12 protein-coding genes are annotated in these 14,359 nt (G+C 29.8%); 11 read left to right on the top strand and 1 reads right to left on the bottom strand.

The window, feature by feature from the left end; genetic code table 11:
* Position 1 precedes the first annotated feature (1 nt).
* Positions 2-1,966, bottom strand: coding sequence for a fructose-1,6-bisphosphatase (locus M6G78_RS03425; protein ID WP_253229609.1), 1,965 nt, complete (start codon positions 1,964-1,966; stop codon positions 2-4).
* Between the two features lie 239 nt (positions 1,967-2,205).
* On the opposite strand from M6G78_RS03425, the gene mfd reads away from it, so the two are divergent.
* From mfd to M6G78_RS03370, 11 genes are all read left to right on the top strand, one after another.
* A complete protein-coding gene (gene mfd, locus M6G78_RS03420) occupies positions 2,206-5,652 on the top strand; it encodes a transcription-repair coupling factor (protein WP_253229608.1) in 3,447 nt (1,148 codons plus the stop codon).
* Positions 5,653-5,721: 69 nt separating this feature from the next.
* Positions 5,722-7,227: a peptidylprolyl isomerase gene (locus M6G78_RS03415; protein WP_253229607.1), complete on the top strand. Its 1,506-nt coding sequence runs from the start codon at positions 5,722-5,724 to the stop codon at positions 7,225-7,227.
* 126 nt (positions 7,228-7,353) lie between these two features.
* On the top strand, positions 7,354-7,731 hold the full coding sequence (locus M6G78_RS03410) for a MerR family transcriptional regulator (protein ID WP_138267942.1): 378 nt from the start codon (positions 7,354-7,356) through the stop codon (positions 7,729-7,731).
* Positions 7,732-7,733: 2 nt separating this feature from the next.
* Positions 7,734-8,492 carry a carboxymuconolactone decarboxylase family protein gene (locus M6G78_RS03405; protein WP_253229606.1) on the top strand — a complete coding sequence of 253 codons (759 nt, stop codon included), beginning with the start codon at positions 7,734-7,736 and terminating at the stop codon, positions 8,490-8,492.
* A gap of 163 nt (positions 8,493-8,655) precedes the next feature.
* Positions 8,656-9,459 (top strand): phosphate ABC transporter substrate-binding protein, encoded by an 804-nt coding sequence (locus M6G78_RS03400; protein ID WP_253229605.1) that lies wholly within the window; start codon positions 8,656-8,658, stop codon positions 9,457-9,459.
* A gap of 75 nt (positions 9,460-9,534) precedes the next feature.
* Positions 9,535-10,422 carry a phosphate ABC transporter permease subunit PstC gene (gene pstC, locus M6G78_RS03395; RefSeq protein WP_138267945.1) on the top strand — a complete coding sequence of 296 codons (888 nt, stop codon included), beginning with the start codon at positions 9,535-9,537 and terminating at the stop codon, positions 10,420-10,422.
* 15 nt (positions 10,423-10,437) lie between these two features.
* The gene (gene pstA / locus M6G78_RS03390; RefSeq protein WP_138267946.1) at positions 10,438-11,286 is read left to right on the top strand and encodes a phosphate ABC transporter permease PstA; all 849 of its coding nucleotides are present in this window, start codon (positions 10,438-10,440) and stop codon (positions 11,284-11,286) included.
* Positions 11,287-11,294: 8 nt separating this feature from the next.
* Positions 11,295-12,056: a phosphate ABC transporter ATP-binding protein PstB gene (gene pstB, locus M6G78_RS03385; protein ID WP_138267947.1), complete on the top strand. Its 762-nt coding sequence runs from the start codon at positions 11,295-11,297 to the stop codon at positions 12,054-12,056.
* Between the two features lie 42 nt (positions 12,057-12,098).
* A complete protein-coding gene (gene phoU, locus M6G78_RS03380; RefSeq protein WP_138267948.1) occupies positions 12,099-12,773 on the top strand; it encodes a phosphate signaling complex protein PhoU in 675 nt (224 codons plus the stop codon).
* Between the two features lie 18 nt (positions 12,774-12,791).
* The gene (locus M6G78_RS03375; protein ID WP_138267949.1) at positions 12,792-13,472 is read left to right on the top strand and encodes a winged helix-turn-helix domain-containing protein; all 681 of its coding nucleotides are present in this window, start codon (positions 12,792-12,794) and stop codon (positions 13,470-13,472) included.
* On the top strand, positions 13,472-14,359 hold an 888-nt coding region (locus M6G78_RS03370; protein ID WP_253229604.1), incomplete at its 3' end, for a HAMP domain-containing sensor histidine kinase. The genes M6G78_RS03375 and M6G78_RS03370, both read left to right, overlap by 1 nt.

Raw genomic sequence — 14,359 nt, 5'->3', positions numbered from 1 at the left:
TTTATTGTGATTTTATTATACCCTTTAAATATGCACTTAGAAGCATTTCAAGATAATATATTTCTTTGTTTATTTCCTTTGCTTTATCCGTATCTTTTACAAGAATTCTTTTATTGTTGTCATATAAAAACCTTTGTTCACTTTTTATATCTATTTCATTTTTTACCGCATAATCAATATTTTCAAAAGGGTGATGGGCTATTAAATTCATTCCGTATGAATTGTAAGTTAATGTAAAACCTGCAATACCCGTTACGCTTCTATATGCTTTTGAGTATCCTCCATCAATTAAAAGAAGTTTCCCGTCTGCTTTTATAGGGCTTTGACCATCTTTTAATTTAATAGGAACATGACCGTTTATTATTTTTGCATTTTCATCATTAAGGGAAAACTCTGCAAGTATTTCTCTTGCAACTTCTTTATTTGCTGCTTTTGTAAAATATGCAAGATATTTTTCTTTGTGAGTTTCCTTATCATCTATAAAATACCTTTCAAAGGTTGCCATTTTGCTTTTCCCAAAAAGAGGAGAGTTTGGAGAGCACCATAAATACCAGAAGTATGATTTGTCGCTTTGCTCGCTATTTGCAATACTTCTTAAATGAAGTTCCATTTTATCTAACAGTTCTTTTCCTTTATAATATTCTTCACAAACTTTTACTTCTTTAAAAGTTCCGTCTTCGTTTAGAGGTATGCATCCGTGGAAAAGAAGATTATTATTATAAACAAGATAAATGCTTCCCTTTGTAAATAAAGTATCTACATGTTCACTTAGTTTTTCACTTGATATAAAACTTTGTTTTAAAGATTTTATTATTTTTTCTTCTTCTTCCGTAAGTTTTGCAGGGTTATTTTTATCTATTGTAGGAAAATCTTTTGTGTTAAGTTCATATTCCTTTTCGTCTATTAGGATTGTTCCTTTTTCAAAATCACATTTTGAAAGTAAATCCCTGTTATCCATATTATATTCAGGGTGATTTTTTATTACTTGGCTTTCGAGTTTGAATTGTATAACGGCTATTGCCTTTTGCATTTTTGCAAGAATTATTTCATCTATATCGGGATTTTCATCGCTTAGCCTTGGAAGAAAGTTTTTTAAATCTTCTTTTGTTGAGTTTTTATAAGTTTCTTGAGCGAATAGAGATAACATTAAAATGCCTATTCCATAACCATCCCTTAAGGTTTCGATGTTTCCGTATCTTAAACATATTCTTATTACGTTTGCTATGCAGGCTTCATCTCCGTAATTTGCACCCATCCATACTATATCATGGTTGCCCCACTGAATATCAACGCTGTGGTGATTTGTTATAATATCCATCGCCTTATGTGCACCTTTACCTCTGTCATATATATCTCCTATAATATGAAGATGGTCAAGGTTTATTTTTCTTATGGCTCTGCATATTTTTATTATGAAGTCATCGCTTGCTTTTGTATCTATTATTGTGTCTAAAATATTTTCAAAGTATAATGTTCTCTTTTCGTCTTTATTGTTTACATACAAAAGTTCTTCTATGATATTTACATAATTTTTATCTAAAACATTTCTTATTTGTTCTTTTGTTGCTTTTGCCGATACGGTAGAAAGAATTTCAATAAGATATTTTAAAGTTTGTTTATACCAGATTTTATGGGTCTTGTTTTCTTCGTGAAGAAGTTTTAATTTTTTATGCGGGTAATAAATAAGAGTTGTAATTGTTCTTATTTCATCTTCGCTGGCTATACTTCCTATGGTTTCTTTAACTTTTCTTTTTATACTTCCTGAACAGTTCCTAAGTACATGTTCAAATGCTTCGTTTTCTCCGTGTATATCGGTAATGAAGTGTTCCGTTCCCTTTGGAAGATTAAGAGAAGAGTTTAGCTCTATTATTCTTGCTCTTACATGAGAAGGGTTTTGATACTGTTTAGAAAACAAATTTAGGTAGTCAATATTATCATATATTTCTTTTGTGTTAAATTTTCTCATTTTTTTACCATCCTTTGTATTATAATACTATAATGCTTTGGTTTTATAAATAATAATGATATAAAGTTTTTTTTAATATGTATGAGAAGTAAGTTAAAAAAGAATAAAAATATTTAAAAAATACAATTAATTTGATATGTTTATTATTTGGAAATATGATATATTTTAAAATGCAATTTTTTAATTATGTTATAATAATATATAATTTATGCGTTTAATAAAACATTAAGAGGGTATTTATGTTTGGTAGGATATTTAACGAAACAAAATTAGGTGAAAGAATAAAATTTGATGATAAAAAAGGAAGCATATTTGTTCATGGCGTAAGTGCGAATTTAAAAAATATGCTTAGTTTGTATACTTATGAAAAAGAAAACAATCCTATAATATATATTTTAAAAGATGATTTGGCGGCAAAGGAAGTATATAAAGAACTTATAGATATTAAAGGTGAAGACGATATTTTATATTATCCACAAAAGCCTATAACTCATGAGTTTATAGATGCACATTCAATGGAGCTTACAAATAAAAGAGTAAGTGTAATAAAAAATGCATTAATGGATGAGAAAAAGATTATTGTAACATCTATAAATGCAATATGTGAAAAGGGTGTATTTTTTACTAAAGAAGATATTATTACAAAAAAAGTAGAAGATATATGGGATATAGATGATTTTATAAAAACTCTTGAGTACTTCGGCTATGAAAGAGAATATGAAGTAAGTGGGCAAGGTGTATACAGCGTAAAAGGCGGGATTGTCGATGTATTCGTTATGGGGGAAGAAAAACCTGTAAGAATAGAGTTTTTTGATGATGAAATAGATTCAATAAGAACATTTGATACTGTAACAGGTAAAAGTATTGATATGCTTGAAAGTTTTACTTTAGTTCCCGCAAAAACAAGTATTTTAAATTTTGAGAAATTAAAGGAACTTAATAAAAAAGCAAGAGGAAAATTAGAAAAAAATATTGCAAAGAATACGGACGAAGAAATAGACAAAAATTACAGAGAACTTTATGAAAAAATAAAAGATAATACAAATTCTACAACCAAATATGTTTTCTATGCATTAAAAGAATTAAAGTCTGTTTTAGATTTATTTACAGATCCTATAATTATTTTTGATGATTATAGTCTATTAAAGAAAAGCTACAATTCTTTTTACAAAAAAAACAAAGAAGAATTAAAAGACCTTTATGAACATGGAAAAATTCTTAATAATCAGGTAAACAATCATTTTACTTTTTCACATGTAGAGGAAATATTTATAAGGAATAATTCCATGATTTATTTTGATTTGTCTATGACCTCAAATAATCTTTTCTGCAAAGATATAATAGAAATAAAATCCGCAGACAATATCAATTATGTAAAAAATATTCATTTTTTAATAGACAGTATAGTTTCTTTTCTAAAAGATGATTATAAAGTTTTAATAACATATAGAAATGAAAAAGAAAAAAAGAACTTAAGCGAGTTTTTGGATAATTACAAATTAACTTACAGCGAAAATATTGCAAAAGGAAGAATTGCTTTTGTAAAGGAAAATATAAAGTACGGTGTAAATATATTAAGTGAAAAAATGTTTATTCTTTCTTATAATGATATTTTAAAGAAGAAAGAAACAAAAAAAACAGTAAAAAAATCTGATAAAAAGAAAGAGAAAGCATTTTTCAGCGAGATATCAAAAGGGGACTATGTAGTTCATGAAACATATGGTATAGGTAGATATCTTGGTATGGTAAACATGGAAGCCGGAGGATTATATAACGACTATTTGGAGATAGAGTTTGCGGGAAGTGACAAACTTTATGTAATTGCAAATAAGATGCATCTTGTAAGTAAATATATAGGAAGTGATGATGCACCTCCAAAGCTTAACAAGTTAGGTTCTCAGGTTTGGGAAAATACAAAAGCCAGAACAAAAAAGGCTGTAAAAGAGCTTGCCAAAGAATATATAACCCTTTATGCAAAAAGAAGAGAAATAAAAGGATATGCTTTCTCTTCCGATACTCCTTGGCAAAAAGAATTTGAAGATAGTTTTGGATATGAGCTTACTGAGGATCAGGAAAGATGTGTAAGAGAAGTAAAGGAAGACATGGAAAAACCTTATCCTATGGACAGGCTTGTATGTGGGGATGTAGGTTTTGGGAAAACAGAAGTTGCCATGCGAGCTGTATTTAAAGCCTGTATGGATTCAAAGCAATGTGCAGTTTTGGTACCAACGACAATTCTTGCTATGCAGCATTACGATACTTTCGTTGAAAGGTTTAAAGATTTTCCCGTAAGTATAGAAATGCTATCCAGATTCAAGACGAAAAAAGAGCAAGATAAGATAATAGATAAATTAAAAAGAGGAAAAGTGGATATTGTAATAGGAACGCATAAACTGCTTTCCGATAGTATTCAGTTTAAAGATTTAGGACTTCTTGTTGTAGACGAAGAACAGAGGTTTGGAGTTGCGCATAAGGATAAGCTTAAACTTTTAAAAGAAAATGTAGATACTCTTACTTTATCGGCAACACCTATTCCAAGGACTTTAAATATGTCTTTAATAGGTATAAGGGATTTATCCACAATAGAAAAACCTCCAAAAGAAAGAGAAGAAACAGAAACATATGTACTTGAGTACGATGATTATATAATTAAGGAAGCTATAAACAGAGAGCTTAGAAGAGATGGACAAGTATTTTTTGTTTACAATTCAGTAAAAAATGCAGAAAATACATGTTCATATTTAAGAAAATTAATTCCGGGGTTAAAAGTTGAATTTGCAAATGGGCAGATGCCTGAAAGAGAGCTTGAAAAAACAATGTTTAGCTTTTTAAATAAGGAATTTGATGTGCTTGTATGTACGGCGATAGTTGAAAATGGGCTTAACATATTAAATGCAAATACCATGATAATAAAAGACGGTAATAATCTTGGACTTTCTCAGTTATACCAGCTTAGAGGAAGAGTTGGAAGAAGCAATAAAAATGCTTATTGCTATATAACCTATGAAAAAAACAGAGCTTTAAACGAAACTGCCGTAAAAAGACTTAAAGCAATAAATGAATTTACAAAATTTGGTTCGGGATTTCAAATTGCCATAAGAGATTTGCAGATAAGAGGTGCAGGTAATCTTTTAGGAGCAAATCAAAGCGGGCATTTTTCTTCGGTTGGATATGAACTTTATACAAAAATGCTTTCAGAGGCTTTAAAAGAAAGCAAAGGAGAAAAGCTAAAAAAAGAAGTAGAAACAAGTATAAACATGAAAGTAGATGCTTATATAGGAAAGAATTATATTGAAGATGAAATGCAAAGAATCCTTACTTATAAAGAAATAGCGGGTGTTGAAACAGAATCTGACAAAGAAGACCTTATAGATCATTTAATAGATGTATATGGAGATATTCCGTCTGCAACAATGAACCTAATTAATATATCCCTTCTTAGAAATAAGGCATCTATGAAAGATGTATTAAGCATTAACGTAAATGAACAAAATAGAGAAATATATTTTGATTTTGATAAAGACATTGAAATTAATATAGATATAGTGAATAAACTATATGAAATGTTTAAGGGTAAATTTATAAAGAATACAAAATTTATTAGAATATGTTTCCCTTATAAAAAGACCAGAAATGTTCATGTAAATATCATGAAGCTTATAGATAAAATAATTGATAATCTATGATATATTGTGTATAATTTATAAGATTAATCATTATTAATATAAAAGTTTATGTAACAGAAAGGAAATGTTATGAAAATTATTATAAATAAAGTTGTTGGTATTGCTGTATCACTACTTTTTGTATTATCTGTATGCGGATGTACAGTAAATGAAGAAAAACTTGCTTCAAGTGCTGTTGCAAAAGTTAATGATACGGAAATTTTAAAATCACAAATGGATGAAATTGTTAATTTTACAGCTGTATATTATTATGCTACAACAGGACAAGATATAACTGAAGATGAAGACTCTTTTAAAACTATGAAAGAAGATATTGTTAATGATATGGTTGAAAGAGAACTTCTTAAAACAGTAGCTGATAAATACGATTATAAAGTTAATGAAAAAGAAGTTGAAGACGGAGTAGACAATTTACTTGCCGGAATTGAAGAAAGTCAGTATATGTCAGGTGATGATTATTTGGAAGTTTTACAAAAATATGGTTTTAAAGATGAAAAAAGCTTTAAAGAAGCTGCAACGACATATTCAGAAGCAATGACTTATACTAATGGTTTCATGGATAAATTCAGAAATGAAGTTCAGGGTAAAGGTTATGCGACTTCAACATATATGACTGTAGATGATATCGAAGTTCCAGCATATGTTTATTATTATATATATATTCAAAAAACAATAGAAGAAGAATATAACAGCTATATGAATTCTTATTATTCAAGCGGGGATTCTTCAACTACGGAATCGAAAACTCCTGAAGAAATAAAAGAAGACACAGAAGAAACAATAAAAGAAAAAGCTGCTTTTTATGCCGAAGGAACAGCAAAGAAACTTGAAGTTACAGATGAAACAATAAATAATATAAAGAAACAAAATTCAACATATGATTCAATGTATGGTTCAGAAACAATGGAATCTGTATATAATGCATATGGAATAACTAAAAAACAATATGATGAAGCTGCTACATGGGTAGCAACTGCCGATGCTTACAAAAATAAACTTCATGATGAAGTTTCATATGAAAAACCTACAGAAGATGATGCAAAGAAAGAATTTGAAAAAAATACAAAACAATATGATACTTCAACAGTAAGCGCAAAACATATTTTGACACAAGATAAAGATTTGGCAAAAGAAATTTATGAACAAGCAAAAAAAGAAGGGGCAAATTTTGATGATTTAATGAGCAAATATCAAAATGATGAAAGTGTTGAACAGGCATCTGATCTTGGCGCTTTTAAGTATTCAGATATGGTTGAAGAGTTTTCTGAAGCTGTATTTGATGCTGAAAAAGGTGAAGTTATAGGACCTGTTAAAACAGAATATGGTTATCATGTAGTTTATGTTTATGATAAAAATATCGTAGAACCTAAGTTTGAAGATTCTATGGATCAAATTCTAGTTGCACTTGATGCCGACAGAAAGGCAGAAGCTGCTTCTAAGTTAGATGAAGAAATTAAAAAAGAACATAAATATGATATTTTAAGAACAGAAATAGATGAGCCATTTAATATGTTTATGGCTGATTTAAAAGAAAACAATAAGATTAAAACTTATAAATCTATAATTAAAAAATAAAAAGAACTGCTTTGTCAGTTCTTTTTTTATAAAAGTATTGACTTAGAGTTAACTCCAAGGTGTAAATTATATATAGAAAATAAAAATAGCTATAAATTATATATTTAAAATATAGAGGTAAGAAAAATGAAAATAGCCGAAGTTAGTAAAAAAATGAATTTATCTCAAGATACACTTAGATATTATGAGCGTATTGGACTTATTCCGCCGGTAAAAAGAAATTCTTCAGGGATAAGAGATTATACTGAAAAAGATATTGGATGGGTAGAATTTATTAAATGTATGAGAGGAGCAGGGCTTTCAATTGAAAGTTTAATAGAGTATGTAAAATTATTTGAAGAAGGTGACAAAACTGCGAGAGCAAGAAAAGATATATTATTTGAAGAAAGAGAAAAGTTAATTGAAAGAATTAATTCAATGCAGGAAACTCTTGAAAGATTAAATAAAAAAATTGAAAGATATGAAAAATGTCTTAAAAAAGAAAAGGAACTCAGAGGTGAATAAAAATGAAAGATGACAGAATTAATTTAGCAAAAGAAAATTTAAGAAACCTTGTTTCAAACGGAAATGTTGAAAATATATTAGATTCAGAATTTAATCAAATAATGAATTATTTTATTTATGGTGAAGTATTTGAAAGTAGTGATTTAATAGATAAGAAATTTAGGGAGCTTATTACAATAAGCGTTTTAACCGCAAGCGGTTTATTTTCATCTCTTAAAGAACATATTGAATATGCCCTAAATTTAAATATAAGCAGTGTAGAAATAAATGAAACAATATTGCAATGTTCTCCTTATGTTGGATTTATCAAAACTAATGAAGCTATGAAGGTTATGAAAGAAGTTTTTAAAGAAAACAATATTGAGTATTCTGTAAAAAGCCAAAGTACAACAAGTGAAGATAATAGATTTGAAAAAGGGTTGGAAGTTCAAAAAGAAATTTTTGGAGAAGTTATCGATCAGTTACATGAAAATGCACCAAAAAATCAAAAACATATACAAAATTATTTATCTGCGATGTGCTTTGGAGACTTTTATACAAGAAAATGCCTGGATTTGAAACAAAGAGAAATAATTACTTTAAGTTGTTTAATATCTCTTGGAGGATGTGAAAGTCAAGTTAAATCTCATATTCAAGGAAATATTAATGTAGGAAATACAAAAGAAATACTTATTGCGGTTATAACCCAGTGTCTGCCATATATAGGCTTTCCAAGAACGTTAAATGCCTTTAATTGTTTAAATGAAGTCATACCTGATTAGTAAAAAACACTTAAACTTTATATAGAGTTTAAGTGTTTTTTTATATATAAAAAATTTACAGCTTTACTTTTATTTTACATTCCTTTTACTTAAGTATGATTTCCAAAGTTTAAATATTGGTATATCATAGCACCATATTAAATAAAGAGAGGAAATGAAGAATATGAAAAAGAAATTATTAGCTGTAGGTTTAGCAGCATTATGCTTAATGGGATTTGCCGGATGCGGTTCAAACTCTGAAGGAACTGGATCAATAACAATGGCAGGTTCTACATCAATGGAAAGCGTAGCAAAAGCATGGGGTGAAGATTACCTTGCTAAAAACGGAGTAACAATCTCAGTTCAAGGCGGAGGTTCATCAGCAGGTGTAACAAGTGTTGTTGATGGAAGCGCTCAAGTTGGTATGTTAAGTAGAGATGTTAAAGATGAAGAAAAATCAGATGATTTACAAATTACTCAAGTAGCAATCGATGGTATTGCAATCGTAGTAAATCCTGAAAATGGTGTTGAAGATTTAACATCTGCTCAAATTGCTGATATTTACACAGGAAAAATCACAAACTGGAAAGAAGTTGGCGGAGCTGACGAAGAAATCGTAGTTGTTGGTAGAGAAGCTGGTAGTGGTACAAGAGATGGTTTTGAAAGCATTCTTGGTGTTGAAGAAAAATGTAAATACAAAGCTGAACTTAACGAAACAGGTCAAGTTAAATCAACAGTTGCTTCAACAAAAGGCGCTATCGGATATATGTCTTTAGGATATGTTGATGATGAAGTTAAAGCTGTAAAAGTTGACGGTGTTGCTCCAACAGAAGCAACAGTATCAGACGGAAGCTACAAGGTTCAAAGACCATTCATCGTAGTAACAAAAACAGATGCTTCTGAAGAAGTAAAAGCATATGTTGAATATATGTTAAGTGAAGAAGGTCAAGCTATCGTTGAAAGCAGCCACTTTGTAAAAGTAAAATAATAAATTACATAAATTAAATAATTAAAACATTAATGCACCATATGGTGCATTAATGCTTATTGAAGAGGAAAATAAATGAAACTAAAAAATACATATAAACAAGATAAAATATCAAGTATATTTGAAAAAATATTTTTTGTTTGCGCAGTAGTTTCTATTATTAGTGTAGTAGTAATAAGTTTATACATGATTATTTCAGGATTCCCTGCAATAAAAGATGTAGGGCTTTTTCATTTCTTGTTTGGGACAGAATGGAATCCAACAGGAAGTAACCCAAGCTTTGGTATTTTACCGATGATACTTTCAAGTATATGTGCTACTCTTGGTGCAATAATAATAGGAGTTCCCGTGGGAGTATTAACAGCAGTATTCTTAAGTGAAGTAGCAAACAAAAAAGTTGCTAATATTATAAGACCATTTATTGAAATTCTTGCTGGTATACCTTCTGTAATTTACGGGTTTGTAGGATTAATATTGGTTGTACCTTTTATTGCTAATGTATTTAATTTATCATACGGAGCATGTTTGTTTACAGGTATGCTTGTACTTGCGATAATGATACTTCCTACAATTGTAACAATAAGTGAAGATAGTTTAAGAGCTCTTCCAAATGAATATAAAGAAGCTTCTTTAGGTCTTGGCGCAACAAAAATGCAAACAATTTTTAAAATATTAATTCCTGCTGCAAGAAGCGGTATTACAACAGGGGTTGTTCTAGGTATTGGTAGAGCGATCGGGGAAACAATGGCAGTAATCATGGTAACGGGAAACAGCGTTAACTTACCAAAATTATTCGGTTCAGTTAGACTGATGACAAGCGGTATCGTATCTGAAATGTCATATGCCGTTGGAACTCATAGAGATGCATTATTTGCAATAGGTCTTGTATTGTTCATTTTCATTATGATAATAAACTTTGTTTTAAATATGATTTTAAATAAAGCAGATAAAAAATACGATTAAGGACAGGAGGGTAATATGAAAAATAAAAAGTTAAGAATTAGTGATACTATACTAAGACTCTTAGTTATTTTATGTGCAGGATTTACAGCATTACTTGCCTTGTCTTTGGTTCTATATGTTTTATTTAAAGGCGTAGGCAGCATAAACTGGGAAATGCTTACAACATCTCCGAGCGAACTTAAAGGAACAGTCGGGGTTCTTCCAATGATTGTAAATACTCTTTATATGATAGTACTTACACTTATCGTATCTGTTCCAATAGGAATCGGAAGTGCAATATACCTTAATGAATATGCAAAGAAAGACAGCAAAATCGTAAGACTTGTTGAATTCACAACACAAACTCTTGCGGGTATACCTTCAATTATTTACGGTTTGTTTGGATATATGTTCTTTTCTATATTCTGTGGTTTTGGTGTTTCAATTTTATCAGGAGCTTTAACTCTTGCGATTATGGTTCTTCCTACTTTAATAAGAACTACACAAGAAGCTTTAAGCAGTGTGCCTGATATGTACAGAGAAGGTGCTCTTGGTATGGGAGCAAGAAAAATTCATTTAATAAGAACTATTTTACTTCCATGTTCAATGCCTGGTATCGTAACAGCTGTAATTTTAAGTATAGGTAAAGTCGTAGGAGAAAGTGCAGCTTTGATATTTACATCAGGTATGGGATATATGTTAACAGACGGAGTAATAAGTCATATATTTAAAAGCGGTGCAACACTTACCGTTCAACTTTATTTATATGCATCACGTGGAGAAAACTTATCAGTATGTTTTGCCCTTGCAAGTATACTTATAGTTATTGTTTTAATAATAAATGTATCAGCGAGATTGCTTTCAAAGAAATTGGAGGCTAAGTAGGAGGAAAAATGGAAAAGAGAAAAAAGATTATTACTAAAGATATGAATCTTTATTATTCAGAAAACCATGCTTTAAAAAATATAAACATGGATATTTTAGAAAATGAAGTAGTATCATTAATAGGTCCAAGTGGATGCGGTAAGTCTACATATTTAAAAAGTTTAAATAGAATGAATGATTTGGTAGATGGAGTAAAAATTACCGGGGAAATATTAATTGATAATGAAAATATATATGATAATGATATTGATGTAACATTGCTTAGAAAAAAAGTAGGTATGGTATTCCAAAAACCAAACCCATTCCCAATGAGCATATATGATAACATTGCTTATGGTCCGAGAGTTCACGGAATAAAAAATAAAAGCGAACTTGATGAAATTGTAGAAAGAAGTTTAAGAGGTGCTGCTTTATTTGATGAAGTAAAAGACAGACTTAAAAAATCTGCTTTTGGTTTATCAGGTGGTCAACAACAAAGACTTTGTATTGCCAGAGCATTGGCAGTTGAACCTGAAATTCTTCTTATGGATGAACCGACTTCAGCTTTAGACCCTATTTCTACAATGAAGATAGAGGAATTGGTATTTGACCTTAAAAAGAAATATACTGTTGTAATTGTAACTCATAATATGCAACAGGCTGCAAGAATTTCTGATAAAACAGCATTTTTCTTGCTTGGAGAATTAATTGAATACAATAAAACTTCTTCTTTGTTTGCTAATCCAAAGCATCCAAAAACAGAAGAATACATAACAGGAAGATTTGGTTGATACTTAACTATAACTTATCAAACAGGAAGGAGAAATATATAAATGAGTGCAAGAAGAAGATTTGATGAAGAACTTGGTTTATTACATAATGAGCTTATTGAAATGGGTTCTATGATTGAAAAGGCAATAAAGTCTTCATTTGAAGCAATTGAAAGTGATGATGAAGATATTGCAAGAGATATTATTGAAAATGATAAAGCAATAAATGAAATGGAAAGAAAAATCGAAGCAAGATGCCTTAAATTAATTTTAAGACAACAGCCCGTTGCTTCCGATTTAAGACTTATATCAACGGCTATGAAGATGATTACCGATATGGAAAGAATAGGTGACCATGCTGCTGATATAGCATCAATCTGCATACCTGACGAAAGAGAAAAAAATCAAGAAAAATTTAAAATTGTAGATGAAAAGATTATACAAATGTCAAACATAGATTTGGAAATGGTTGCTTCGAGCATTTCTGCTTTTGTCAACGACAATTTGGAACTTGCAAAAACTACCATTAAAACGGATGCCGAAGTTGACGAGTTGTTTTATGAAGTCAGAGATGATATAATAAAAGGGCTTAAAAATGATGAAATCTCTCCGGGACTTGCAATGGATACGTTAATGCTTATTAAGTATCTTGAAAGAATAGGAGACCATGCGACAAATATTTGTGAATGGGTAATCTTCTATTTGACGGGAGAACATAAAAACAAAAAATTATTGTAATAAAGGATAGTGAAAATTATGGGAAATTATATTTATGTAGTTGAGGATGATAACAATATAAGCGAATTATTGAAATGTTCATTGGAAGCATTTAATTTTTACGTAAAAGTATACGAAAATTGTGAAGACATGATGGTTGCATTAAAAGAGGAAAAACCTAAATTAATGCTTCTTGATATTATGCTTCCAGGAATGAGCGGCATAGATGCATTAAAACTACTTAAAAACAGTAAAAAATATAAAGAAATTCCCATAATTATTCTAAGTGCAAAAAGCAGTGAAATAGACAAAGTAAATGCTTTAGAGCTTGGTGCCGACGATTATGTTACTAAACCTTTCTCTGTTTTAGAGCTTTCTTCAAGAATTAAAAGCGTGCTTAGAAGAAGTTATAAAGAGGAAAATAATATATTGAGTTATAAAGACATAACCATAGATAAAGAAAATTATTTGGTTACACATTCCGGAGAAGAAGTGGTTCTTACGAAGAAAGAATATAAAATACTTCTTTATATGTTTGAAAACGAAGGAAGGGTAGTAACCAGAGAAGAACTTTTGAACGAAGTATGGGGATATGATTTTGAAGGTGAAAGTCGTACTCTTGATATGCATATGAAAACTTTAAGAAATAAAATCGGAAGCGAAGACGATAAGTATAAGTATATAAAAACCGTTAGAGGAATAGGTTATAAATTAGGATAATGAGAAAATTCGTATTTGTAAGAAGTTTTCTTGTAGGTCTTATTTGTACTTTAATACTTAGTTTGTCCTTCTTTTTCGTATTATCCAAAAATCAAGATAATGGCTATCATACTACAATAGAATCTTTCCTTCATACCGTTAAAGAAACCTACGAATTTAGTACTGATTATGAAAAAGACGCAGAATATTTAGAAGCAATTTCAACCGATAATTACAGAGTAACAATTATTTCTCCTAATGGCACTGTTTTGGCTGATTCAACACACAAAGAACTTACCGAAAATCATAAAAATAGAGAAGAAGTTAAACAGGCACTTAAAGAAGGAGAAGGTTATTCCATAAGAAGTTCTTCAACTCTTGATAAAAAAGTTATGTATGGGGCTATTGTGTTAAAGAATGGTAACATTTTGAGAGTCATGGTTTCTATGGGTACAATTTACAGTAATTTGGCTACAAAAATTATTATATTTATTTTAGCTATAGTAATTTCTTTTATTATATCTTGGGTTGCAGCGAGGAAGTTTGCGAACGACTCCATAAAACCTTTTGGAAGTGCCGTTGATATATATAAAAAAGAATTTTTTGCAAATGCCTCTCATGAGCTTAAAACTCCCATTACTTCAATAAGAGGATTTGCAGAGCTTATTTCTTCCGGGCTTATAAATGATAAAGATAAGATAATTGAATACAGCACGACAATAAAAAGAGAAGCCATAAGGATGGATACAATGGTAGAAGAAATACTTAAGTTATCCAGCCTTGAAGATCTAGATGAAAATGAAATGCCTCTTGAAAAATTAAATGTTGCAGAAATTATAAAAGAAGCAGTTGAAGTTCTTGATTATAAGTTATACGAAAAGAAAATCATAACAAATGTAGATGTGCAT

This window comes from Anaerofustis sp. NSJ-163, from assembly GCF_024135845.1.
Taxonomy (GTDB): domain Bacteria; phylum Bacillota; class Clostridia; order Eubacteriales; family Anaerofustaceae; genus Anaerofustis; species Anaerofustis butyriciformans.
This window is presented reverse-complemented; position numbering and strand designations above follow the sequence as displayed.